Genomic DNA, 26,219 nt, shown 5'->3' on the forward strand with positions numbered 1-26,219 from the left:
CAGCTTTTTTAAAGCCAAAGCTATTCAACTGACATCAAAATTGGATAAAGTGGTTGACCACCATCATGAATTTCAAATTCTAATTCATCATCTAAGGTCTCACCATATTCAGCTAATGTATCAGCCATCTTTTCATCGGCTTCTTGGCCGTAATAGATTGTCACTAATTCTGAATCTTCATCCAACATCTTTTCAAGAAGCGCATTAGCCGCAGCTTGAATATCACCATTTGGCTTTGCAACAACAATTTCACCATCATAGATACCAATGGCATCACCACTTTGAATGGCTAAGCCCTTAATCGTGGTATCCCGAACAGATGTCGTTACAGAACCTGATTTAACATCGGCAATGACCGATGCCATTGCATGCGCTGTTGTTTCCAACTCGCCTTCTGGATTATAACCTAACAACATGGCCGTAAGCCCTTGTTGCTGTGTCTTTGTCCGAACAACTTGCGTTGGCATATCCGTTAAATCAACCGCTTGATCAGCGGCCATGAAAATATTACTGTCGTTTGGTAGAATAATTGCTTTCTTTGCGCCGGTTTGGTTAACTGCATCAACCAAATCAGCGGTTGATGGTGCTTGTTCACCGTCAATTACTTTAGCAACACCGGCATCTTCAAATAACGTCTTCATACCTGTTCCAGTCGCAACAGCAATCACAGCAATGCCTTTTGCTTTTTCCGCAGCAGCTTCACTTTCGCGTTGTGCCTCAGCCTTAGCCGCAGCTTCTGCTTGTTGATCACGCATGTTATCGACCTTGACCTTACGTAAAGCACCATAATGGGTTCCCCATTCGATTACTTCACCCGGATCTTCCGTGTGCACATGAACTTTCACGACTTCATCATCATTGATAACCAAAAGCGAGTCACCTAACTCCGCTAAATGGTTATAGAACGTGTCATAATCAAATTTCTTATCATATGTCGTTCCTTGGGCAATATCAACCATGATCTCAGTACAGTAGCTATACTTAATATCATTTGGATCCAAATCGCCTTGAACCCCGGCATTGTGCATTGACTGAATCATTGCCTCCAAACCAGCGTTATCTACATTTCCAGAAGTAATTTCTTCACCACTTAAGGCACCGTAAAAGGCTTGGAAGACGATAACAAGACCTTGTCCACCAGAATCGACCACGCCAACTTCCTTAAGGGCAGCCAACAAGTCAGGCGTTGAAGCTAAGGCTGCTTCGGCAGCATCAAGTGTCGCTTTCATAACAGCAAGCACATCAGTTGATTGCTTAGCTGTCTGATTGGCAGCAGACGCAGCTTCACGGATGACAGTTAGAATCGTTCCCTCAGTTGGCTTCATCACTGCCTTATAAGCAGTTTCTGCTCCAGCCATCAAGGCATCTGCAAATTCACGGGCAGTTAATGTCGTCTTATCAGCTGCAGAATTAGAAAAACCACGGAAAATTTGTGACAAAATCACACCAGAATTTCCACGTGCACCCATCAACAAACCTTTTGAAGTTGCCTTAGCTAAACTGCCAACCCGTGTGTCTGTTTCTGCACGCTCATATTCAGCACCACTGGCCATTGATAAGGTCATATTAGTACCAGTATCACCATCAGGAACGGGGAAAACATTTAATTTGTTAATCTTATCTGCATTATCCTGCAGCGCACTCGCAGCAGAATTAATCATTTTACCAAATTCAACATTGGTAATCTCTGTTACAACTTCCACAATCTCTACTCCTTAGTCTTCAAGCATACGGACGCCTTGAACTGTTACGTTAACTTCCTTAGCAACAATTCCTAACATCACGTTTAAATCGTTCTTTACACGGGCTTGGACACTTTTTGAAATTTCAGAAATCTTCATGCCATAACCAACAATAATGAACACATCGACGATGACCCCTTCTTCAGACTGGCGCACGACCACCCCTTTAGAAAAATTATCACCATTCAAAATTTGATTCACACCATCGCGGAGCGGGGTTTGACTAGCCATCCCTACTACCCCGTAATTATCTGTAGCAGCGCCACCGACAATCGTTGCGATAACATCGTTTTCGATTTCAATTGATCCTTGATTGAATTGCATCTTCACTGCCATGTTGTCTGTTCCTCCGTTTAAAATTACTTCGTAAGTTATGCATGAACTCTTAGCACTTGGCTGATTCGCATTTATTCATAACTCTTATTTTAACAGGTTTTTGCGCTAAAAGAAAAAAGCCACCGAAATTGGTAGCTTTCTCAATTAAACACGCTCAATTGTACCGTTCTTCAAACCAGCCTTCAAAGTACGAGCTGATAGGTACACCTTCTTAGGTGCTGAACCGTTAATCTTAACCGTCACCTTTTGCAAGTTTGGCTTCCAGCTACGACGACTTGAGTTAAGGGCGTGTGAACGTTGGTTACCAAAGCGCGTACGCTTTCCATTGACTGCATCAACTGCCATATGTTTACCCTCCAATCTTAAGCTCTTTATATTAGTGCTTTTATTTACTTGAATAATGATACCAAACCATTTTCACTTGTGCAAGGTTTTTGTGTAAAGTATTTTTACTTTACACGATTTTAGCGTTGCCAAAGCGGTTTGCTTAATTCCGACTTTGAATCACCGCTACGATTCCCTGCTCAAAAGAAAAATGATTTTCATTGCCAACAAACTCGTTCGAAGACCATGAAAACGGTCCTCCCGACCAGTCCGTTAGCGGATATTTTTGATCAACTAACGTTAAGTGTTCAACTCGGGTGAGTGGCATAAAACCAACATATCGCATTTGAGGATTCTTATAAATCGTATGCTGACCTGCTCTGTAAAAAGTTACATCATTATATTGATCGATTATATGAATTTTTTCAATCAACTGATTTAATGCTGGCTGTGTAAAAATCCAAAAATTTGAAAATAATTGATCAAGTCGACCACCGGTGGCCCCATAGATGTCGATTCGATCAACATCCGCATAAGTTTCCAATGATTTCAATAATAATTCAGTATCAGTCTGGTCCTGATCCAATTTTGGAACAACTTTCTGCGCGTGCGCAAACACTTGGGTTTGTTCTGCTTTCGTCATTGAATCAAAATCACCAACTACTAACTCAGGCTGATAACCATAGGTTAACAATCTTAAAGCACCACGATCTGCGGCAGCCCAACGTCCAGTTAATGTTCCTTGGACCAGCGCTTCGGGCAAATCTTGAGTTGGGCCTCCCACCAATAGTTGAAACGTCTTAGTCATTAGTCACTTGTTACTTCCTTCAAACGCGCAATCTTTGCGGCTGGATCAACCTTATCATAGACATATGAACCCGCTACAGCAACTGTCGCACCTGCATCGTATGCTTGCTTAGTCGTCACATCATTTGCGCCACCGTCAATTTGGATTTCAAAATCATATCCTTGTTCACGCTTGATTTGCGCTAACTTTTCAATCTTCTTTAGGGTTGCTGGCAAGAACTTTTGGCCACCAAATCCAGGGTTAACCGTCATAATCAAAACTTGATCAACCATATCCAAAACTGGCTCAATTAATTCAACCGCTGTTCCAGGGTTAATCACAACTTCAGCTTTAGCACCGCTGTTTTTAATCAACTGTAAAGCACGATGAATATGTTGCGTAGCTTCATATTGCACACCAATTAAATCAGCCCCAGCAGCGGCAAATTCTTCCACATAACGTTCTGGTTGTTCAACCATCAAATGAACATCTAATGGTAGTGTCATCACTTGCTTCAACGCCTTGACCCAGCCGGGACCGTATGAAATTGATGGTACAAACATTCCGTCCATTACATCGACGTGTAACATATCAGCTCCAGCCTTTTCGACTAATTCAACATCACGTTGTAGATTTAAGTAATCTGCTGACAAAATTGATGGTGCAACTTTAATTGACATAATTTATCCCTCTTCTTGTGTGTTTAGTGTTTCTTATCATGTTTATTATAAACCGGACGACGACCTTCAATCAAATCATAAAACAATTGATAGTTTTCATATCGTGATGGCATAATTTCCCCAGCTTCAACAGCTGTTTTAACCACGCACCCAGGTTCTTTAAGATGAACACATCCACGATAACGGCACTCTGGGCTATAACGATTAAATTCACGAAAATATTGGCCTAACTCGTTAGCTTCCATATCAAAGACCTCAAAGGCTGAAAAGCCAGGAGTATCTGCAACCAAGCCACCATACATTTCAATTAACCCAACTTGACGAGTCGTATGCTTTCCACGCATCAACGTGTCTGATACCGCACCAGTTTTCAATTCTAAGCTTGGTACCAAATGGTTTAACAAGGTACTCTTACCAGCCCCCGTTTGCCCCATAAAGACAGTTAAACGATTAGGCAAAGCCTCTTTAAGTGCATCTAAACTTTCCTCATCAAACGTTACTTTAGGAAATATAACCTGATAGCCAGCTGCTTGATAACCCGCTGCAATTTCTGCAAAATGTGCTCTCGCCTCATCTGAAACAAGATCTGTCTTTGAAAAATAGATAATTGGTTCAATTTGTCGTTCTTCCAAAGCAACTAGTTGTCGATCTAGTAAATTACTAGAAAACTCAGGCACTTCAACAGATGTAACGACAATTGCTTGATCCACATTCGCTACTGGTGGCCGTACTAAAGCATTTTTTCGATCATCAATACTCAAGATATACCCATCATCGGCTTGGGTTGCACTAAATGTAACAAAATCTCCAACCAATGGTTTTACATCTTTTTTTCGAAAATTTCCGCGTGCCCGCGCCCGAAAGACTTCACCATCTGCCGTTTTTATATCATAAAATCCGGCTAATGATAATTGAATTTGTCCATGATATGTCATGTATTCACCTTTATTCTATTATAACTTTAATCAGCTCCATCTTGTTCCTGACTAGGGGCTGTTGCCGAAGAAGAAGTTGATGGTGCTGGGTTTGAGGCTGAACTAGCGCTAGATTCAGCTGTTGAATCTGTAGTTTCATCAACCGAACCATTTGCTTCACTTGACTGTGATGATGCTTCAGATTCTGAAGCCTGACTAGCAGCTTGTTGGGATTGTGATTGATGCTTTGTTGAACCAGAACCAGTTGCATGATTGTTCGAATTATTCTGATTTTGCTGATTTCCATCATTTGTCGATCCAGAAACATCACTTGTCGTTTCAGGTCCCACCGAAATGACAAAATTAACTGTCGTTTTATCCGGAATAACTTTCTTATCAGGCTTTATACTTTGATCCATAATGTACCCGACCGGTACATCATTACTATGTGCATGAGACGTCGTAACTGTATAACCCTTCGCCTTAAGACTGTCTGCCACACTTTCAAAGCGTTCATTACGATAATCACCAAAACGAATTTTCCGAGAACCAGTAGAGACGACTAAGTCCACTTCACTTCCGCGTTTGAGATGTTTACCTGCATCTGGTTTAGCAGAGATAATGCGATCTTTCTTAATGGTGTCAGAATCACGTTCCGTCACATCGCCAACTTTTAATCCAGCTGATTTCAATTCAGCTTTGGCCTGCTTCATCGTCGCACCTTGGATATCTGGGACTTTTGTTTGCTCTGGTTGTTGCAAACCATAAGCAGTGATGCCAACACATAGTGCCACAATTGCTAACAAGCACCCTATAATCCAATAACGCTTTTTATGACGGGGCTTGTCGTCCTTTTTAGCCGACTTTTCAACCTTTTTGCTGGTATCCGGCGTTGTAGCAGCCACTGCTGATGTCTCATCCTTTGCCTGTTGTTCAGGTTGTGTCTTCAAGGCAGGGCGCACCTTTGTCGCTTCATCATTCAGTGCCTCGCCTTCAGGAACAAAACGTTCTTCGTTCACTCGATCTGGTGAAAGCGCAGTTGCCAAATCATTGCGCATCGCATTTGCTGATGTATATCGCTCCTGTGGATCCTTAGCTGTTGCGTGTAGAATAACATTCTCTAACGCTTGCGGGATGCGAGGATCATCTTCACGCACATGTGGCATTGGATCCGTTGTTTGCTTGACAGCAACCGCCACAGCCGTCTCGCCATCAAATGGCACTTTGCCGGCCAACAATTCATATAACATAATTCCAAGTGAATATATATCACTTTGCGGGGTGGCTGTTTCCCCACGGACCTGTTCAGGTGCCATGTAATGTACCGACCCAATGGCCATATTTGTTTGCGTCATCCCAAACGACGATTGGGCCCGAGCAATCCCAAAATCAGTGATTTTAGCGGTACCATCATTGGTCATCAGGATATTTTGTGGTTTTAAATCTCGATGGATAATGCCATGTTCATGCGCCAATTGAATACCGCTTAAAATTTGACTCATGATATCAACTACCTTAGTCAAAGGTAAAGGAAAGTTATCCATCTCATAACGCTTCAAATCCGGACCAGCAATATATTCCGTTACCAAATATTGGTTATGATCTTCATCGCCATAATCATAAACTTGGGTAATATTGGGATGTACCAACTCCGTTGAGGCACGAATTTCATTTTCAAAGCGCTTTTGAGCAACTGGATCATCACGCATATCTAAACGCATAATCTTCAAGGCAACTTCTCGGTCTAAAATTAAATCGCGCGCTTTATAGACGTTGGCCATTCCGCCCTCACCTAACGAGCCAATAATTTGATACCGACCACCGAAAACTTGATCAGTCTGCATCTACACGCCCTCGCTTTCTTGATAGCCTAACAACACAGTAATGTTATCAGAACCACCCGCTTGATTCGTTTGCTCAATCAACTCATGAATCGCTTGATCAATCGTTGTTGCCTGATTTAGGATATTTGCAATTTGCGTATCATCCAAATGTTTCACCAATCCATCCGTCGTCAACATAATCTGATCACCAGATTGTAAAGCAAAGTCAAAGAACTCCATTTCCACTTCATCATCAACACCCAACTGACGCGTTAAGACATTACGTCCTGGATTATGCGTCGCTTCAGTGGCATCAATTGATCCAGCTGTCAGTAATTCTTGAGCCAAATTATGATCAACGGTGATTTGATGCAATTGCTCGTTACGTAACATGTATGCACGTGAATCACCCAGATTAGCAAAACAAATTTGGGATGGGAAAATGACAGCTAACACAATGGTTGTTGCCATGCCTTCAAGCGTCCGATAACGTTGCGATGTTTGTAAGATCACGTCATTTTCTGCCTTCAAGCTCTCGGTTAACCATGCTTTAGCATCCGCAACCGTTTGGATCTCAGTTTGCTGCCACTGATTTCCCAAATGTGAAACAGCCATATTTGAAGCGACATCCCCTGCTTGCTCACCGCCAACTCCATCAGCGACGATTGCAAGTTGGATGCCAAATTGGTTTTTAAAAGCACCCACATAATCTTGATTATTAGCCCGAACTTTTCCTGTATCGGTGGCATAGGCAATTTTCATAAAGCACTCCTCTAGCGAATTAATTTGCTACTTTTTCTAGTGTGGCGATGAAGAACCCATCTGAACCAAATTGATCAGGCATAATGTGCACTAATTGCTGCGTATCAACAATTGGCAAATCATAGTCCAATTTGGTGGGAACAATTTTAAAATCGGAATGATTTTGCAAAAAGTTTTGAATCACATCATCATTTTCGATCTGCACAAATGTACATGTCCCATATACTAAGCGGCCGCCTACTTTGAGTTTATTTGCAACCGCATCTAATATGGCTAATTGAATTTTTTGCAACTGTTGGCTATCAGTGAGCTTTTTTTCATAGCGCACTTCAGGTTTTCGACGCATTAGTCCAAGCCCAGAACAAGGTGCATCAACTAAAATTCGATCAAAAGTCGCGTCCGCAAAGCTTTCGTCAACTTTACGAGCATCTAAAAGATGTGGCACTACTTGAGCCCGAACACCCAAACGATCAGCATTATCCTCAATTAACTTTAATTTATGTTCATGAATATCCAATGCATCAACTTGCCCACCCACAGTTGAGTCTAAATAAGTGGCAATTTGGGTGGTTTTACCTCCGGGAGCAGCAGCCGCATCCAATACCCGCATGCCCGGTTCAATGTCTAAGCTTGGCACCATCAGCATTGCTGATTCGTCTTGCACGGTAATTAAGCCTTGCTTAAAAGCTTCTGAACTAGCTGCATGCCCATTTGAAATTCGCAAACCAACAGGCGAGACACGAGATGGTTCAACCTGCAAGCCTTCCGCTTCTAAACTAGCCGTAGCTTCAGCAACCGTTGCTTTAGCAGTATTCACACGAGCTGATTGAGCTGGAGCCTGATTAATACTAATGGCAATTGTTTCACTACGTACGACGCCATATTGTTTAACCCACATTTGGATAATCCATTCTGGCACTGAGTAAGCAATTGATAATCGGTTTACATCATCGGTAATTTTGTTGTAATCCGGTAGTCCTTGACGATCCATAGCGTGCAAAGTTCCCGTAACTAAACGACGAATCCCATCATGTCCACGTTTTTTGGCAATTTTAATTGTTTCATCAAAAATAGCACGCTTAGGAACTTTATCAAGATATTGCCATTGAAATAGCGCGACAAACAATAACTCTCGCACCCATGGGTCCAACTTTTTAGGTTGCTTAATAAAAGGGTCTAACCAATATTCCAAAGTGAGCCGGTGCTGAATAACTCCATAAACCAGGTTCGTCATAAAATGAATATCTCGCTCGGATAAATCGGCCTGTTTAATCATGGCATTTAATTCTAAGTTCGAATAGGCTCCATTTTGAATATTTTCTAAAGTACGGACAGCCATCGCACGTGGATTTTGTTTCTCCCACTGACTAATAGCAGTTTGTTTTTTACTCATGTGAAATTACCTGTTGCCCTTCATCAAACTTAGCGTGACCGTTTAGATAAGCAGAAACTGCCATTTTAGGTTTTCCAGCTGGTTGTAATTCATCAAAAGCTAGGATTGTCCCCTCAGCGGCAGCAATCCAAAGTTCCTTTTTACTTTTCTTCACAACCGTACCAGCTGGAAGATTTGTTGTTGCATCAACCAGATGCGTCTGCTGAACTTTCGTACGCACACCGTTAATGGTCGTGTGAGCCGTTGGGAAAGGATTTAACCCCCGAACTTGATTATGAAGTTCTCGCGCTGTGCGGTTAAAATCAAGCACTTCTTGTTCCGGAGTAATATTAGGCGCAAAAGTCACTTGGTCTGGATCCTGAGGAGTCCGCTCACTGGTACCGTCCACCAATTTTGGCAAAGTATCCATTAGTAAATCACGCCCCACTAAACTCAACTCATCAAACATCTCCCCTGTGGTCGTGTTTTCACCAATGTTCACGACTTTTTGCGCAATCATATCACCAGCATCCATCGCTTTAACCATATACATAATCGTCACACCCGTCTGCGCATCACCGTTCATCACAGCGTAATGAATTGGTGCGCCACCACGATATTTTGGTAACAAAGAAGCATGAACATTAATCGCCGCGATTTTGGCAGCATTCAACAATTTAACCGGCAAAAACTGCCCATATGCAGCTGTAATGATAAAATCAGGTGCTAAATCAATCAAAATTTGTAGTTCCTCCGAACCAACTAATTTCTCAGGTTGATATACTGGTAGATTTAAATCCACCGCTACTTCTTTAACTGGAGTGGCCGTTAATACCCGCTTACGACCAACTGGACGATCAGGTTGCGTTAAAACAGCCAAAACTTCATACGCATCATCGTTAGCCAATGCTTTTAAAATTGGAACTGAAAAATCGGGGGTCCCCATAAAAATTATTTTTTGTGTCATATTAGCTCCTCTTTACATTTTATGTATGCTAGTCAGCTGATGACTAGCTGCTTAAACAAAATTAACTGGGTCTCGATCAATGACTAAACCGACTTTTTGCTTTTGCAATTGTTGGCCAGTTTGCATTAACTCATCTAAGGCTTTGAATAGATGTTCACTTTTCTTATATTTGATAATAATGCGGTAAACATATTTATTGTTCAAACGGGCGACTGACCCCATTGAAGGGCCAAGCATAACCGCTTGTTCATCCAAATGTGGCTTAAGCCAATCCGCAATTTGATAGGCTACACGTGCTGCTTCATTTTGCTGTTCATGTGTAATTTTTAACTGAATTGTATAAAAATATGGCGAATATTGCCAGTCTTTTCGTAAATTCATCTCATACCGATAAAAGCCTTCATAATCATGCTGCTTGGCAAATTGAATCGCATAATGTTCCGGGTTAAAAGTTTGGACAACAACCTCACCATGTTTTTCATCACGACCGGCCCGGCCTGAGACCTGCGTTAATAGTTGAAAGGTCCGTTCAGCCGACCGAAAATCGGGCAAAGCTAACGTTGTGTCAGCATTCAACACTCCCACTAAAGTTACATCCGGAAAATCAAGACCTTTCGCAATCATTTGTGTTCCCAACAAAATATCAGCTTCATGTCGACCAAAGGCTTCTAACATTTGATCAGTTGCCCCTTTTTTACGCGTTGTATCTAAGTCCATCCGCAAAGTTTTAGCTTGCGGAAAATATTGTTGCAAAAGTGTTTCCACCTTTTGCGTTCCCGCTCCGAACGGACGAATCCGCTTTGAACCACAATTGGGACATTGTTCAGGAATGGGTTCTTGGTAACCACAGTAATGACAAACCATATTGTGCGAAGCTTTATGCATCGTTAGCGCCAGATCACAGTTTATACATGTTGGCGTATAGCCACAATCACGACAATTAACATAATTAGCGTAACCGCGACGATTTAACAAAAGCACGCTTTGCTCACCACGATTCAATCGTTGTTGAATGGCCTCTAGCAACTGATGTGAAAATAATTCATCCTCACCTTGTTTCATTGCTTGACGCATATCCACCACTTCTACCGGTGGCAAAGGTTGTTGATTAATCCGATTAGGTAAGCGTAACAAAGTATAGAGACCTTTTTGAGCACGCGCCCGACTTTCCAAAGCGGGTGTTGCAGAACCTAACAGTAAAGTAGCGCCGTGATATTCAGCTCTCCAGGCTGCAACATCGCGAGCATGGTAGCGTGGATTATCTTCTTGCTTATACGAGGCATCATGTTCTTCATCTAAGATAATCAAACCCAGATTATCTAAAGGTGCAAAAATCGCTGAACGTGCTCCCACGACCACTTTAGCTTCACCACGTTCAATGCGACGCCATTCATCATAGCGTTCTCCATCCGATAAAGCACTGTGCAAAACCGCTACTGATTCTCCAAAACGGCTCTTAACGCGTCGAACCATTTGTGGCGTTAGCGTAATTTCAGGTACTAACATCAAAGCAGTTTTGCCTTGTGCTAATACTTCAGCCATATCTTGCAAATAAATTTCCGTTTTACCAGATCCTGTCACGCCTTCCAGTAAGAAGGTCTGATGATCTTTTGATTGTAGGCTAGGCTTTAGTTGGTCAAAAACGGCCTGTTGGTCTGCTGTCAGTGGCAATGGTGTCGTTGACTCAATCTTTGATGTTAACTGTGGAATCCGGTATTGTTCAATTTCTTGGCGAGCAATCCAGCCATTGCTTTCAGCTTTTTTAAGGGTGGCATAGTCAATCCCTGTCGCATCAAGCACTTGCTTTTGTGCAATCCACTCATTAGGTGCCGTCATTAGGAAAGTCAATAGCCGTGCTTGTTGTTTGGCCACTTTATTCAATTTTTGGCGCGCATCATCATAAGCTTGTGATGACATGAGCGGTTTTAAAGCAGTAACTTTTTTAATTTTCGCCTTATCTCCCACATAATAATTAATCGCCACGTGTCCTTGCCGTTGCAACCGTTGGATTGATTTCAATAGTTCAGGTGCGACATGGTCGTCATCTAGGGGTACTTCATAACGGTCTGCAAAAAAAGCCGTCAATTGGGCATCATCTGCCACCGCGCTCTCGTCAATTAATTGAACAGTTTTAACATACTTTGCTCGCATCACATTGGGTAACATCGCTTGTAGCACGCTGATTTTAAAGGCAAAATTACTTTTTGCTAACCAATCTGCTAATGCCAACATTTCATGATTTAAGACCGGTGTTACATCAATCAATTCATCAATCGACTTCAAAGGGGCGTCAGTTGTGGTTGTTTCAGTCGTACCTACCACAAACCCTTGCACGCGCCGCGTTCCCCGACCAAACGGGACAACAACACGCATGCCTGGTTGTACCAGCTCAGCTAATGCGGCTGGTATTTCATAGGTATAGGGTTGATTTGTTTGCATCGTTGGCACATCAACAATCACTTGTGCATACATTTCAAATCCCCCTTTTCTTGCATTATATAACGTTTCATTATAACAAATTTCGCGCCGAACCTCTAATGACAGCAAAAAAAATATGCTCACGTTAAACGTTAAGCATATTTGATGGCTTAATGGACAAGTTCATTATCTATCAACCAATCGTTTAGTTCATTGACAAAGTTTAAGTTCTCATCACTGTGATTTACTTCAGGTGCTTTAGCTAATAGAACCGGTTCAGCTTGTTTAGCATCGTCGCCTGCCTTTTGAATGACCAAGAGAGCTTTACGGGCCTTTTTATCCAAAAACAGATTGTCAGAGAATTGAATAAAAGCTTGGAAATACATTTCATCCGTTTGGAAATATTTAAGTAAGCTAGCTGCTTGATCAGACTCGAATAAATTAGCTGGGACAACCAAAACACCTAATCCACCAGGACGTAGGTGGCGAATTGTTTCTTCAATCAACAAATGGTGGACATACGTCATCCCTTCTTCTTGTTGTGTCGCGTAACCTACAATATCCGTTTTAGGGTAATATCCAACTGGTAAATCACCAATGACCAAGTCCATATCCTTGGTCTCTTGTTGGTCATCCGTATCAAGTGTATCTTGATGAATAAGATGCCAGTCTAAATCAAGTAGCGCTGCAACACCACTAGCAACTGTAATCATTGTGTCATCATTTTCAACACCAAAGTAATCTCCCTGATCACCACGTTGGTTTAAGGCCAAGTTAACGGTTGCTAAGAGATTCCCCGTTCCTAATGTCAAATCTAAAATGCGATGATGACTTTGACTTGGTAAGAATTTTTCAGCAAGAAAGCTGACCCACATGCCGATTGCATCTGGTGTCGGTTGATAGTTACCTTGAAGTTGGTCCTGTTTAACCGTGGCCACCAATAATAGTTGTAGCACTTGGCGCTTTTGTTCAAGTTTGAGCGTCGCAAATTGACTATCCTTCAAGTTTTTTCGGACAGCCTTTCGTTCAGCTTGTTCAAGTTGGTCGAAGGCTTCATCATTTTGATGCGTTAAACCTTCAAATGCCAAAATTAACGCGTCAATCGCGGGAATATCTAATTGCTCGATTAAGCGTTCTTGTCCGGCTTGAATTTGTTTAATCGCGTCTTCAATTTCGTCGTACATTTGATCACCTCCATAGATTACCTGTTCTGATTAAGTGCTTTAATTATACTCGGATTTGAGCCCCTTGCCCAGCCTCCTAGATTGAAAAATAAAACCACGTTGGCGATTTAACTTGATACACACCTTTTTTATCATTAAATGAAATCTCATAGCCGGCCTTTTCAAACCCACCTTTTTTAATTGCAAGCTCATTATGTCGTATGTATTGCAACGCACGTTGGCGCTGCGTCCAATACACTTCCTCTTGAAGCAAATCACGTTGTTCAACCAATAGCTGTCCGTGCATGCCATATCCCACACTCATTAACACAAAGCTAAGCAACAGCACTGGTTCTAAACAAAAGGCAGCTTGCTTGGTGTTAAGTATGACAAATTTTCTGATTTTGATACCCATCTAAAAAAGTTACCACCATTCGAAACTGACGCTTACTTAAACGCTCAAAACGAACTCTTCTCAAGCCATTTAACAAAACGAAATGGCCGCCTTTCCTGCTGACTAAACACACTGATGGCAGTCGAAATATTAAATGAGAAGTTTGCTTGGTTATCGGATGAATAAACACAATTTCATCCGAATAAATATCTTTTGGCTCACATCCAACAAAATGATGCATGACCTGCTGCTCAAAAGCCATCAATTGTTGCTCATGAATGTGCCTTTGTTGGTGTACCCGTAGTGCCCGATAAAAGTTACTTTGTCCTTCAGTTAATCCAATAATAAGACTCAAAAACAGTAAGCCGATGACACATTCCACAAGAATACTAGCAGTCTTTTTTGGATGCATGCCACTCCTTTTCTGCTTTTAACACCCGCTGCTCTAATTCGTCACAGCTTTGCTTCAAGTGAACCACCTTATGATATTGGCTAAAAATCTGGTGCCCCATTGGCAAGGTGATGCTTGTTAATAATAGTAAACTAACGATGCTTTCCATGATTATGAAACCGGAACGGCTAGCGCCACGCATAGGTTCCTCCTCCGACTTGAAAAACAAGTAATCGGCGTTGGCGGGTTTTCGAATTCACAAACTGGATACTTTTACCACGCATCCCGTCAGCTCTCAGATGTAACACAACTTCAGAGCTTGCCATCCAAGCACCAGGTAATTTCATTGATTGCATCCCCAAACCATTACTAAACAATATTTTCTTCTTATAAAAATAAATATCTGTCGTAGATCGACGATGCAAGTAGCGAATGCGAATACTATAAAAATGACGATCAAACCAGCGTTCAACCATACTAAAGCTTGAATCCTTGGGATAAGTCAGACTAAACGTTAGTGTCAACGTTACGACGATCCCCAGTACCACAACTAATTCTACCAATATAAAACCTTTCTTTCTTGCCCAACAGTGCTTTAGCTTATTTATTATCATCAAGGACAATCTTATCGCGTTCAATCTGACGCACTTGTTCTGCAGTTAGATAACCTTTTGCTTGCATATTCGTTGTTGTCAGGGCTGGTTCATCTGGATAATGCTCTTTATAGAGTGCCACTTGATGTCTAATCGTCTGACGAAAAGCAGTCTTTTGCTTCTCTTGCGCAAATTGACGTAAGTGATTAATATTTGGCAAAACCAATAACATCAGTAAACTCATAATAAACAAAGTCGTAATGATTTCAATAAGGGTAAAACCCGCCCGTTTTTTTAATTTCTGCCAGCTAATCATTTTCCTGGTAACCCCTCAATCGTTTGATAATTTGGCAACAAAAATTCACCATACAGGCCAATAATACAAATACCAATCAACATAAATAGTAGTGGTTGCGATAACTGTAAATACAATAAGATGTTTTGTTCCAACTCTCTTTGCAATTCTTTAGCAAAATGCAACAATGATAAGCCCACCTTTTCAGATGTTTGCCCGACATCAAATAAAGATTGAATTCCTTTTGGCAAGCAGTGCAAAAACTGCAAGACTTCTGATAACGGACGGCCCTGATCTAAGGCTTGTTTAACTGCATTTTCTAAAGTCGCATATGATCGTAGCGTTCTCAAAACCGGTTGTTGCTCAAAAATCAACAGAATATCAGCTAAATTCACGCCGGCTTTGATGAGACATCCCATTTGAAAACATAGTTGCACTTGTAAATTGGTTCGCCATAGGTCACTCAGACCTGGCACATATTGCACCCACCAACTTAACTGCGGGTGCCACTTCCATCCAGCAATCATGATACCTAAACCAGCACCCATCCACCCCCATATCCAACCATTACTAAGATCTAAGGTTTGCTTAGAAAATTGATGCACAAAATAAAAAGTTAAAACTAAGATAAGCCCTAACAAAAACAAGGGATAACTTGCCAGTTGCCAAAATTTTCGGACATATTGATGATGATGCCGTTCGCGTTGCCCTAATTGATTTAAATAAGCAATCAATTCACCGTGTAATTCAACGAAATATAATTCTGCAACAAGTTTTTGATCTACAAAAGGTTTGAGAGCATCTTTTAACGCCTTGCCAGCTTGTAATTCTGACATAATGTATTGAAAATCCGCTCCCCACAATCGTTTTTGTTGCATCATCAATTGCAACGCTGTCATCAGATCGAACCCATTATCCAATAATCGCCCTAATCGAATAAAGAATTCAGCTTGTTGTTTACGCCGCCATCTTTTTGTACGCAATTTATCACCTCACAAGTTCAACGTCAAAATTCACATGCTGATTTTGCCGCTTTTGGAAAGCTAAACCAGTCAACGCATAGCTTAAATCCTGGCGATTTATCCCAAGATTTAATAAACGTTGCCGCATTCCCTCTAAATTAAGCGCATGCATTGTCGTTAAAATACAATGCCCTGTTAAGGCAGCTTGTACCACCAGTTGAGCTGTTTGCGCATCCCGAATTTCTCCAATAACAATCACATGCGGGTGATGCCGTAAAGCCAATTTAAATAAACTGGCGTATGTCATTTGGGCTAATTGATTAACCTGCAATTGCAAAACATGTCTTTGTTCAATTTCTACTGGATCTTCAATTGATAAAACAATTTGTTCATGTAAATAATGTTGTACTAAGCAGGCTAAAGTCGTCGATTTTCCAGCCCCCATCGCCCCACCAATCAGAAATAGCCCGTTTTTTTGCTGCAAAGCTTGTCCAAATGCCATGAAGGCAGCATTTTGAATTAACTGCGTTTGTATCATTCGAACTGGATAAATAATCCGTAATACCAACGACTCCGTTTGTTTAAAATCTCCAACTGCAGATATGCGTAACTGCAGTGTTTGTGATGTCAACTCATAACACCAGTGCCCAGCTTGCGGCCTTCTTGTTTCTGCTAAATTCAAATGAGCCTGAAATTTAATAAAACGGATTAATGCCATTCCTTGCATGTACGGAAGCGTTTCGAAGCTTGTTTGGCCATCAGGCAATAAATACATGACCGCGATGGTTTGTGCTTCAACTTTTAAATAAATATCACTCACCTGTTTCGTGACTGCCTTTTGTAGTATTTGTCTAAATAAATCTTCCACACACTCACCTCCTCAAATAGCAAGAATAAAGACCATCGCCGGACTAATTTTTGCAAAAAAAAAAAGCAACTCCAAACTAGGAGTTGCTTCATTAATTTTAACCCAAGGCCATTGAAATGAAATTCAATAAAAACAATAAGGTCACTACCCACAAAACTGGGCTAATTTGTTTGAATTGACGCTTTACTGATTTAATCAAAATATAGAAAATAAATCCAGCCGCAATTCCATAAGAAATTGAATATGAAAAGGCCATAAATGCTGAAGTAAAGAATGCTGGAATTGCAATGTCGATATCATCCCAATCAATCAACTTGAATTCATTCATCATCGAAATACCAACGATAACCAAGATTGGCGCCGTTGCGACGCTTGGAATCACATTCACCAAAGGAGCTGCTATGAAGGCAAGTGCAAAGCCAATTGCAACTACGACTGACGTTAAGCCGGTCCGACCACCAGCTTTAATTCCAGTCGAAGATTCAATAAATGTGGTTGTATTTGAAGTTCCCAAAATTCCGGCAAACATCGTCGCAAATGTATCAGCAACGAGTCCCCGATCCATCTTAGACTTAAAACCTTTACCTTCATAAAATTCTTTTTGGTCTGCCTTTGAGAAGATTCCCGTTGACATACCAGTTCCGATAAAGGTTCCAATCGCATCAAATAATCCTGACAAGCCCATTGAAAAGACTGTTAAAATCACCACCAAAATATGTTTAGGTGTTGTAAACATTGACCAGAGGCCTTGAGGTCCAAGCGCTTGGCCAAAAATTGATCCAAAATCTTTAAAGGTTGTTCCGAATGATCCAAGCGCATCAATATGCGTGTTTGTAACCCCCATTGGAATTCCAATTAATGTCGTTGCAGCCACAGAAATCAAAAATGCTGCTGGGACGTTCATCACTACCAATAATACCAAAATAATAAATCCAATTAGAGCCAGTACAACCGGTGCTGCTTTGAAATTAGTTAATTGTGGTGTAATCCCACCATTTGCCAACATCGTATCAATCGACTTCACCGCCATACCAGGAGTATAGGGCTTGTTATTAATTGACGTGATATTGGAAGGATCAATCACAAAATTTAAGAAGCCTGAATTTTTTAATCCAATATAGGCAATAAATAATCCGATTCCGGCTGAAATCGCATGCTTCAACTGATCAGGAATCGCTTTAACAATCGCAGAACGCAATTTGGTTAAGGTGATAAACACATCAACTAATCCAACTAAGAAGACCATTCCTAACGCTTGTTGCCAAGTAAAGCCCAAGCCAAACACAATTGTGTACGTAAACATCGCTTGCATCCCAATTGATGGTGCTAATGCATACGGCAAGTTCGCAAATAACCCCATAATTAACGTTCCAATAATCGCCGTTAAAATGGTGGCCAAAAACACACCCTGACTAGGCATACCAGTCAATGATAAGACAGCTGGATTCAAAAAGATAATATAAGCCATTGCTACAAAGGTTGTGATACCGGCAATAACTTCTGTTTTTACCGATGTGTTATTCTCTTTGAGCTTAAAAATACGTTCTAACATGATTTCCTTTCCACTACACCCTTCGCCGTATGCGTTCTTACCAACAGCAAAAAGCGTGAGAAAAAGAAAACGACATAGTAAAAACTATGTCGTTAGTTCGGCTTTTGTTCACGGATTCAGTCTGTGGCAAAACACGTTAACGACTAAACATTACTTTACAAATATCTATAATAGTATTTTCCCGAACATTGGTCAATAAAAAAGAAGCAATTTATCATAAATTGCTTCTTTTTTGATTATTCAGCTGTTGTATATACGGCAGAAACATCATCATTGTCTTCTAGTTCATCAACTAAGTTTGCCAATGTTTCTTGCTTGTCCTCAGGTACGGCCACAGGATTTTGTGGAATCATGGTTACTTCAGCAGTTTCAAAGGTATACCCTTTGTCAGCCAATGCATCACGAACATCCTTAAAGTCTTGCTTATCAGTGTAGATTTCGAATTGATCATCGTAAGTCTTCACATCTTCGGCACCTGCTTCAATTGCATCTTCAAAGACTTGATCTTCATCAAGATCAGAATCTTCATCACGTGTAATTTCCAAGTAACCCTTACGATCAAATTGGAATGACACTGAACCAGAAGTTCCTAGTTCACCACCAAAGTGCTTGAAACTAGCACGCACTGATGAAGCTGTACGGTTTGTGTTATCAGTCAAAGCTTCAACCAACACTGCAACACCGGCTGGTCCATATCCTTCATAGACCAATTCTTGATAGTTCGCACCATCTGCCCCAGAAGCCTTATCCAACGCACGTTGGATGTTTTCCTTAGGCATGTTAGCAGCCTTAGCCTTATCCATTACTAAACGTAAAGTGGCGTTTGAATCTGGATCAGCACCACCTTCTTTAGCAACTGTATACAAGTCACGTGATAGCTTTTGGAAAATCTTACCACGCTTAGCATCTTGAGCGTTTTTACGCCCTTGAATGTTATGCCATTTACTGTGTCCTGACATGTCAAATACCCCTTTTCATTAAACTATTCAATATAAGCATTGGCTTTTTATTCAAGACAAAATTAGCCAACATTACACTATTGTAAGATTAATTTTAACTCTCAAAATCAACCGGTGTCAAGCCTGCCATTCCAATATTCGGGTCAATCGTTCCGGCTTGAATCATTGCCGTTGTCAAAAGCTTGTCATCATCAGGTGTCTTTGCTGCTACCGTCTCATCAGCCTTTGGCTTAATTGCCTTCTCATTTTCAGATTGTATCTGCGCTACTGGTGCTTGCTGCCCCGTTTCTTTCAGGCTCCCCTGTTGTTTTAAACGCTCTTGCAACGTCGTTTTACGCATCGTTCCTTCATTTTGCGCAGCTTGTGCAAAAGCAGCCGGTTCACCTAATAAGACCAGTGATTCACTGGCTCGTGTTAAACCAGTATACAACAGATTTCGTTGTAGCATGCGCGAGAATTGGCGAACCATTGGCATGATAACAAGTTTGTATTCAGATCCTTGGGCCTTATGAATAGTCGTCGCATAAGCCAAAGCCAATTGATTCAAATCTTGGCGTCCATAATCAACATCCCCAGTATCAAATGCGACACTGACTTTATCTTTCTTATCTGGATTATCAGCATCTTTTGCTAACAGGATTGATTTAATATAGCCGATATCACCATTAAAGACATTATTCTCAGGGTTATTACTAGTTTGCATGACTTTATCACCAACCCGCAAGATATAACTCTGATCACCCATTTTAATCGGTAATTCACGTTTCTTTGGACTAGCTGGGTTGAATATATCTTGAGCCAATGTATTCAATTGATGCACGCCCGCCCCAGTTTTGTACATGGGTGATAAGATTTGCATATCCGCAACTGAAAAGCCCTTATCACGCCATGATTCCCCAATTTTTCGAATTAATTTTGGAATCGTCTGAACATCTGCATTAAAAAAGGAACGATCTGATTGCTGTACTTGAAAATCTGCTGGCAATTGTCCGGATTTAACCGCTTGCGCTAACGCGATAATCGAAGAACCTTTACCTTGACGATAAATCACATCTAATTCACGATAGTTCAAGAGACCGCTAGCTAAAATGTCATAAAACACCCGACCTGGACCAACAGAAGGCAATTGATCCTTATCGCCAACTAAAATTAATTGCATCCCCATCGGAACTGCTGATAATAGCAGGGCGAAAAGCTCTGTATCCACCATCGACATTTCATCGACAATCAAAATTTTCCCTTCAAGTTCTTCAATTTCTAATTCATCACGACTTTCACGACCCGTGATGCCAAGTAAACGGTGGATGGTTGAGGCGGGCATGCCAGTCGCCTCAGATAGACGCTTAGCGGCACGTCCCGTCGGTGCTGCTAGTAAGATACTATTTGAAATTTCATCTTGCTTAAAGCCATCACTCTGTTCAAGTAACTTAAAAGTTTTTACAATACCATTTAAAATAGTCGTTTTACCCGTTCCTGGTCCACCAGTTAAGATAAATAAATTACTAGTCAAAGCTGAAATAATTGCCTCAGTTTGGTTTTCATCATATTCAAAAGTATTCTGTTTAGCGACAATCTTTAACTTTTCAACAACTTGCTTGCGTGTAAAATGCGCCGTTTTCAAATGAGTCAACCGTAGTAATTTCTCGGCAATTGTCCGTTCTGCATCATAGATTGGCTTGATATACAGATGTTCGCCTTCTGCAACAATCAGACCAGCCTGAGTCAGTTTCAGTAGAGCTGTTTGAATTAAGTCCGAACTAATCGGTTGATTTTGGCTTTGCTCTAAGAGCTGCTGCGTACCGCGTAATAAATCAGCTACTAACATATACGTATCACCCGACTCAAACGTGGCCGTATTCATAGTATCAAGCACGGCTGCTTGAATCCGCCGTTCATCATTAGCCGGAATACCTTGATCAAGGGCAATTTCGTCCATCCGTTTAAAACTCACACCATTAATATCAGCAACTAACTGATATGGATTTTGTTCTAGGATGGTTAGAGTTTTACTCTGATATTTTTCATAAATTTCACTCGCCAAATTAGTACTAAATCCATATTCATTCAGTGATAAAATTGCTCTTTCCACCCCTTCAGATTCTGATAAACGCTTGACCAGCGTCTCTTGGACACGCTTAGGTAGTTGCAAACTATCCAAAACATGCTCATCATCCAAGATTTTATCAACAGCATTAACACCCAGTTCATCAACGATTTTGGTTGCACTCGCTTTTCCAACACCAGGAAAGCGTTCACTTGAAAGGTACTCAATCACCCCTTTGGTTGAAGTGGCTGCTTGTCGTTGATATTTTTCGGCTAAAAATTGTTCACCATAACGCGCATGCGTTGTTATCCGGCCTGAAAATTCATACGTCGCACCGGTTTGAATATCACCAAAATTTCCAGTAACTGTAATCTCATCTGCATCAAAATCAAAGTTCGTATCGTCAATTTGAACATTCAACACCTTATAGAAGGAATCTTGCGCTGAAAAAATGACATGCTCAACGGTTCCGACCAATTGTGCCGCTTCAGTCGTCGGATTTTGTTGCAGACTCATGTGTCTCTTCACCACCTGTCATCACATTTACTAAATCATCCAATTGTTGCGTCTTCTGGGAAAATTGGCTTGCATCAAGGCGTTTTGCTTGTTCAAACCAAGGATTTTCTTGATGCTGTACGGTCGCAATCAAGCCACGACCAAAGTTCGCTTCAAAATTATCTGGATCAACTGCTAATGCCTGCTCAAAAGCACGTGTTGCAGCAGCAAAATCATTAAGTGCTAACCAAATGTTGCCTAACAATACTTGTGCATCAGCGTCATCTGGTTGCTGATCAATCCCCGTTAAAGTAAAAGCTAGCGCTTGTTTGTAGTTTTTTTGCGCGTACCAACTCTGAGCTTGCATCATCGTTGCATCATGCGCCAATTTTGGATTATCGACTTTTTGGAAAAAATTTTGGGCTTCATGGTAGTGTCCCGCCGCATAATAGTTATTACCAACTGCATAGGCTAGATAGGCTTGTGCCTCGGCATTTGCCTCAAATAAGGTTAAACTTTTTAAGCCTAATTCTTCAGCTTGGACAAAATTACCACTAGCCGTTAAAGCAGTCACTAAATCAGCATATGCTGCCCACTCATCAGGCTTATTCTCAATTTCCTCAACTAATTGATGTACTTGTTCTTGTAATTTTGCTTGCCGTTCCTCTGCCATTATTTGCCTCTTTTCAACTAAACTGTATTTGATTTATCATGTTTCACATTCAGATAATCCACATCATTTCTCGTGAGTTCATGATAATGTTTTCCATCGTCTGTTTCTAAAATTGACGTACTCGTATTGTCTAAACCACCACGCTTACGAATATCTGCCATTGGCAATCCAAGTAAAGCGCCCATGCCAGCAGTCAAAGCCATTCCATGACTAAAGAACAACAGATTGACACCTTCGCCTCCATATTGCGCCACGGCCTCATCAACATCATGAACGAAACGTTCCTGCACCTCTTCAAAGCTTTCTGAACCCGGTACCTGTTTGGCATCAAATTGGTCCGGATGATGCCGATAAGCATCATGCATTTCAGGATATTGGGACTTAACGTCTACAAAACGCATGCCTTCCCAAACCCCCATTCCAAATTCACGTAAACCTTCCAACGGCGTTAAGGGAATATCTTGGTGCATCTGTTCAATTGTGACTTCGGCAGTCACATAAGCACGTTTGATTGGACTTGCAAAGGCATGTTTAAACGGAATATCTTCCAAATGCTTGGCCAATGCCTTCATTTGATCAAATGATTCTGGTAACAAGGGTGAATCCCCATTTGCGCCTTGAAAACGCCCCTCTTGGTTCCATTCTGTTTTTCCATGTCGAATAAAATATAATTTAGTCATGTAATCGCCATACTCCCATTTTTTCTGTTACCTTCCATTATAAGCAAATTTTTCATAAAGCTCAGCCTTTTTCTAAAAAAAAGAACCTAACGAGTCGTTAGATTCTTTTAAAGCTTAAGCTTCTAGTCCTTCAGTCAACGCTTCAGGATAATTCTCGCGTACAATTTCGGCTTCGTGGGCTGAAAGCATAGGGAAATCAGGATCTGCCCCAATATCTAAATGATACATCCGATCACGTGGTGAAACCTCACCAGCAGCATGTTCAACCTTGATGAGATAACCATCAAAGTCACTAGCATCACCAGCTTGTTCAGCTGATTCTAAGTGAAGTTGAGAAATCATCAACAGCACACGAATATCTTGTCCAAGACTATCAATGAGTGCCTTTTGACTATCTGTTAGATAAAGCGTAACGGCTGCTTCAGATGGCTTTCCAATCAACTTATCATCACGCGCCACTTCAAGGGCCTTATTAACAGCATTCCGTAAGTCCATAAATTGCTCCCAACGTGCAAGCAAGTCTGAAACATCACCTAAATCTTCAACAGTTGGCATTTCAGTCAAATAAGCGAAATCAGCCGTTTCATATGGCATATAGTCAAAAATTTCTTCTGCCGTATGTGGCAAAATTGGCAAAATGAGCTTATCTAAATCAACCAAAATCTTATAAAGTACTGTTTGTAATGAACGACGTGCGTGCCCATTTGGTGCTTCAACATACAAAATGTCCTTGGCAAAGTCCAAATAGAATGCTGACAAATCAACATTAATGAAGTTATTCAAAAGCTTATAAACTTGTTGGAAATCATAAGCGTCATATGCAGCCTTCATGTCCTTAACAACATTGTTAAAGTGAGCATAGAAATATTGATCAACAGGTACTAAGTCAGCATATGCAACTGTATTTTCGTTAGGATTGAAATCAGACGTATTTGATAGCAAATAACGCATGGTGTTTCGGATCTTACGGTAGACTTCAGATGTCTTGCTCAAAATTTCTTCTGATACGCGGACATCACCAGAAGTATCAACAGACGTTACCCAAAGACGAATGATTTCGGCACCCATCTTCTTCGTAATTTCATTTGGTGATACCGTATTACCAACTGACTTTGACATTTTATCGCCATTACCATCAAGGGTGAAACCTTGTGAAATCACACGACGATAAGGTGCCCGATCATGGATTGCAACAGAAGTAATCAAAGATGAATTAAACCATCCACGATATTGGTCAGATCCTTCCAACACGACATCTTCTGGGAATGACAATTCAGGACGTTGTTCCATCACAGCAGTGTGCGACGAACCTGAATCAAACCAAACATCCATAATATCTTTTTCTTTAGTAAATTCACCATGTGGTGAGTGCTCATTTGTATAACCTTCTGGCAACAAATCCTTGGCGTCGCGTTCAAACCAGATATCTGAACCATGTTTTTCAACCAAGTCAGCCACATGTTCTACCAAAGCTTGTTCCAAAATTGGGGTTCCATCTTCAGCATAGAAGATTGGCAATGGCACGCCCCAAACACGTTGACGTGAAATAACCCAGTCACCACGATCACGAATCATATTTGCAAGACGCTTACGGCCCCATTCTGGTTGGAATTCAACATCGTCCAAACTGTCCAAAATTTCTTGACGGATTGGCTCAATTGATGCAAACCATTGTGGTACCGCACGGAAAATAACCGGCTTCTTCGTTCGCCAATCAAATGGGTAACTATGAGTAATCTCTTCAGCCTTAATCAAGGCATCCGCTTCTTCTAACTTTTTAAGTGAAATGGCATTCGCATCTTCATAGAACACGCCATCAAAATCAGGACCAGCTTCTTCTGTCAAATAACCACGATCATCAACGTTCATCAAAATTGGCAAATCATAGGCTTGTCCAATTGCAAAGTCATCTTCACCAAAACCAGGCGCAGTGTGAACCAAACCAGTTCCAGCATCAGCTGTAACATGTTCCCCATTGATGACCAAGATATCGCGATCCATGTAAGGATGTTGGGCAGTCAAACGGTCAAGATCACTTCCCTTAACAGTTTGAACCACTTCATAATCATCCCAACCATAATCTGCAGCAGCCGCTGCTAAGCGAGCCTCAGCGACCACATACTTCTTTTCTGAGCCAGCTGGACGCACAACATCATAAGTAAAGTTAGGGTTAACAGCGATTGCTTCTGACGCTGGAATTGTCCATGGGGTCGTGGTCCAGACAATAAAGTATGTATCATTGTCTAAGACACCTTTGCCATCCTTCACACGCTCTGAAAAGGCAACTGAAGTTGAAGTCACATCGTGATACTCAATTTCTGCCATCGCCATTGCTGATTCAGATGACCATGACCAAAAGACTGGTTTCTTACCACGATAAATCAAGCCACGATCGGCCATCTTTCCAAAGACACGTAGTTGCGCCGCTTCATATTCAGGTTGCTTTGTAATGTAAGGATGATCCCAATCAGCAGAAATTCCCAAACGTTTAAAGTCGGCCATCTGCGTCTTAACTTGTTTATCCGCAAATTCAGCAGCCATTTTACGCCACTTGACAGGACCAGCTTCCTTACGATTTTTACCTGCCTTCGTCAATTGTTGCTCAATTGGGAGTCCATGCGTATCCCAACCAGGAACGAATGGTGCATAATAGCCATTCATTGACTTATAACGAACAATAATATCCTTTGAAATCTTATTCATTGCGTGGCCAATGTGAATATTTCCATTCGCATATGGAGGTCCATCATGCAACATGAATGAAGGCTTACCTTCATTCAAACGTTGTCGTTGTTCATATACTTTATTTTCAAACCAAACATTTTCACGTTCAGCTTCTTTTTGCGGTAAATTCCCACGCATTGGGAACTTAGTTTTACCAAGGTTCAATGTCTCCTTGATTTTCATCGCGTACTCCTTTCAAAGTAAAAAAGCATCCCAGACTGAAATCATTCAGTCCGGGACGCTAAATAACGTGGTACCACCCGTTTTTACAGCATAGCGCTGCCTCAACAGTTTGATTAAC

25 protein-coding genes are annotated in these 26,219 nt (G+C 41.2%); all 25 read right to left on the minus strand.

All coding sequences use genetic code 11. The annotated features are described in order from the left end of the window. Positions 1 to 20: 20 nt before the first annotated feature. Positions 21 to 1,703, minus strand: a complete 1,683-nt coding sequence (locus JOC36_RS06565; RefSeq protein ID WP_205145708.1) for a DAK2 domain-containing protein — start codon at positions 1,701 to 1,703, stop codon at positions 21 to 23. A 12-nt stretch (positions 1,704 to 1,715) separates the two neighbouring features. Continuing rightward, complete coding sequence (locus tag JOC36_RS06570) at positions 1,716 to 2,078, minus strand: Asp23/Gls24 family envelope stress response protein (protein ID WP_205145709.1); 363 nt, start codon at positions 2,076 to 2,078, stop codon at positions 1,716 to 1,718. A 144-nt stretch (positions 2,079 to 2,222) separates the two neighbouring features. Beyond that, complete coding sequence (gene rpmB / locus JOC36_RS06575; protein ID WP_057788503.1) at positions 2,223 to 2,423, minus strand: 50S ribosomal protein L28; 201 nt, start codon at positions 2,421 to 2,423, stop codon at positions 2,223 to 2,225. 142 nt (positions 2,424 to 2,565) lie between these two features. Continuing rightward, complete coding sequence (locus tag JOC36_RS06580; protein ID WP_205145710.1) at positions 2,566 to 3,210, minus strand: thiamine diphosphokinase; 645 nt, start codon at positions 3,208 to 3,210, stop codon at positions 2,566 to 2,568. After that, positions 3,210 to 3,869 (minus strand): ribulose-phosphate 3-epimerase, encoded by a 660-nt coding sequence (rpe, locus tag JOC36_RS06585; RefSeq protein ID WP_205145711.1) that lies wholly within the window; start codon positions 3,867 to 3,869, stop codon positions 3,210 to 3,212. Before rpe ends, JOC36_RS06580 begins: the two co-directional genes overlap by 1 nt. Before the next feature lie 23 nt (positions 3,870 to 3,892). Then, on the minus strand, positions 3,893 to 4,804 hold the full coding sequence (gene rsgA, locus JOC36_RS06590; RefSeq protein WP_205145712.1) for a ribosome small subunit-dependent GTPase A: 912 nt from the start codon (positions 4,802 to 4,804) through the stop codon (positions 3,893 to 3,895). Positions 4,805 to 4,830: 26 nt separating this feature from the next. Further along, the gene (gene pknB / locus JOC36_RS06595) at positions 4,831 to 6,627 is read right to left on the minus strand and encodes a Stk1 family PASTA domain-containing Ser/Thr kinase (protein ID WP_205145713.1); all 1,797 of its coding nucleotides are present in this window, start codon (positions 6,625 to 6,627) and stop codon (positions 4,831 to 4,833) included. Beyond that, positions 6,628 to 7,368, minus strand: coding sequence for a Stp1/IreP family PP2C-type Ser/Thr phosphatase (locus JOC36_RS06600; RefSeq protein WP_205145714.1), 741 nt, complete (start codon positions 7,366 to 7,368; stop codon positions 6,628 to 6,630). 19 nt (positions 7,369 to 7,387) lie between these two features. Beyond that, positions 7,388 to 8,761 carry a 16S rRNA (cytosine(967)-C(5))-methyltransferase RsmB gene (rsmB, locus tag JOC36_RS06605; RefSeq protein ID WP_205145715.1) on the minus strand — a complete coding sequence of 458 codons (1,374 nt, stop codon included), beginning with the start codon at positions 8,759 to 8,761 and terminating at the stop codon, positions 7,388 to 7,390. Continuing rightward, complete coding sequence (fmt, locus tag JOC36_RS06610; protein ID WP_205145716.1) at positions 8,754 to 9,707, minus strand: methionyl-tRNA formyltransferase; 954 nt, start codon at positions 9,705 to 9,707, stop codon at positions 8,754 to 8,756. Before fmt ends, rsmB begins: the two co-directional genes overlap by 8 nt. Positions 9,708 to 9,758: 51 nt before the next feature. Beyond that, positions 9,759 to 12,179, minus strand: coding sequence for a primosomal protein N' (gene priA / locus JOC36_RS06615; protein ID WP_205145717.1), 2,421 nt, complete (start codon positions 12,177 to 12,179; stop codon positions 9,759 to 9,761). 116 nt (positions 12,180 to 12,295) lie between these two features. Then, positions 12,296 to 13,309, minus strand: a complete 1,014-nt coding sequence (locus JOC36_RS06620; RefSeq protein WP_205145718.1) for a class I SAM-dependent methyltransferase — start codon at positions 13,307 to 13,309, stop codon at positions 12,296 to 12,298. Between the two features lie 76 nt (positions 13,310 to 13,385). Continuing rightward, a complete protein-coding gene (locus JOC36_RS06625; RefSeq protein WP_205145719.1) occupies positions 13,386 to 13,703 on the minus strand; it encodes a hypothetical protein in 318 nt (105 codons plus the stop codon). Continuing rightward, positions 13,669 to 14,094 carry a hypothetical protein gene (locus tag JOC36_RS06630; RefSeq protein WP_205145720.1) on the minus strand — a complete coding sequence of 142 codons (426 nt, stop codon included), beginning with the start codon at positions 14,092 to 14,094 and terminating at the stop codon, positions 13,669 to 13,671. The genes JOC36_RS06625 and JOC36_RS06630 overlap by 35 nt, the downstream gene beginning before the upstream one ends. Then, complete coding sequence (locus tag JOC36_RS06635; protein WP_205145721.1) at positions 14,072 to 14,275, minus strand: hypothetical protein; 204 nt, start codon at positions 14,273 to 14,275, stop codon at positions 14,072 to 14,074. Before JOC36_RS06635 ends, JOC36_RS06630 begins: the two co-directional genes overlap by 23 nt. Further along, entirely contained in the window at positions 14,262 to 14,549 is a 288-nt protein-coding gene (locus tag JOC36_RS06640; protein WP_205145722.1) for a hypothetical protein, read from the minus strand. The genes JOC36_RS06635 and JOC36_RS06640 overlap by 14 nt, the downstream gene beginning before the upstream one ends. A 124-nt stretch (positions 14,550 to 14,673) precedes the next feature. After that, entirely contained in the window at positions 14,674 to 14,982 is a 309-nt protein-coding gene (locus tag JOC36_RS06645; RefSeq protein WP_205145723.1) for a competence type IV pilus major pilin ComGC, read from the minus strand. Further along, positions 14,979 to 15,944 carry a type II secretion system F family protein gene (locus JOC36_RS06650; protein ID WP_205145724.1) on the minus strand — a complete coding sequence of 322 codons (966 nt, stop codon included), beginning with the start codon at positions 15,942 to 15,944 and terminating at the stop codon, positions 14,979 to 14,981. Before JOC36_RS06650 ends, JOC36_RS06645 begins: the two co-directional genes overlap by 4 nt. A 4-nt stretch (positions 15,945 to 15,948) precedes the next feature. Continuing rightward, on the minus strand, positions 15,949 to 16,791 hold the full coding sequence (locus JOC36_RS06655) for an ATPase, T2SS/T4P/T4SS family (protein WP_205145725.1): 843 nt from the start codon (positions 16,789 to 16,791) through the stop codon (positions 15,949 to 15,951). A 97-nt stretch (positions 16,792 to 16,888) separates the two neighbouring features. Next, the gene (locus JOC36_RS06660; RefSeq protein WP_205145726.1) at positions 16,889 to 18,343 is read right to left on the minus strand and encodes an NCS2 family permease; all 1,455 of its coding nucleotides are present in this window, start codon (positions 18,341 to 18,343) and stop codon (positions 16,889 to 16,891) included. Positions 18,344 to 18,579: 236 nt separating this feature from the next. Further along, positions 18,580 to 19,302 carry a YebC/PmpR family DNA-binding transcriptional regulator gene (locus JOC36_RS06665; protein WP_205145727.1) on the minus strand — a complete coding sequence of 241 codons (723 nt, stop codon included), beginning with the start codon at positions 19,300 to 19,302 and terminating at the stop codon, positions 18,580 to 18,582. A gap of 94 nt (positions 19,303 to 19,396) precedes the next feature. Next, on the minus strand, positions 19,397 to 21,862 hold the full coding sequence (recD2, locus tag JOC36_RS06670; protein ID WP_205145728.1) for an SF1B family DNA helicase RecD2: 2,466 nt from the start codon (positions 21,860 to 21,862) through the stop codon (positions 19,397 to 19,399). Then, the gene (locus tag JOC36_RS06675; RefSeq protein ID WP_205145729.1) at positions 21,834 to 22,514 is read right to left on the minus strand and encodes a tetratricopeptide repeat protein; all 681 of its coding nucleotides are present in this window, start codon (positions 22,512 to 22,514) and stop codon (positions 21,834 to 21,836) included. The genes recD2 and JOC36_RS06675 overlap by 29 nt, the downstream gene beginning before the upstream one ends. A gap of 17 nt (positions 22,515 to 22,531) precedes the next feature. Then, positions 22,532 to 23,194: a histidine phosphatase family protein gene (locus tag JOC36_RS06680; RefSeq protein WP_205145730.1), complete on the minus strand. Its 663-nt coding sequence runs from the start codon at positions 23,192 to 23,194 to the stop codon at positions 22,532 to 22,534. Between the two features lie 114 nt (positions 23,195 to 23,308). Further along, positions 23,309 to 26,101, minus strand: a complete 2,793-nt coding sequence (gene ileS / locus JOC36_RS06685) for an isoleucine--tRNA ligase (protein ID WP_205145731.1) — start codon at positions 26,099 to 26,101, stop codon at positions 23,309 to 23,311. Positions 26,102 to 26,219 lie beyond the last annotated feature (118 nt).

It is taken from the genome of Weissella uvarum (genome assembly GCF_016908785.1).
In the GTDB taxonomy this organism is placed as follows: domain Bacteria; phylum Bacillota; class Bacilli; order Lactobacillales; family Lactobacillaceae; genus Weissella; species Weissella uvarum.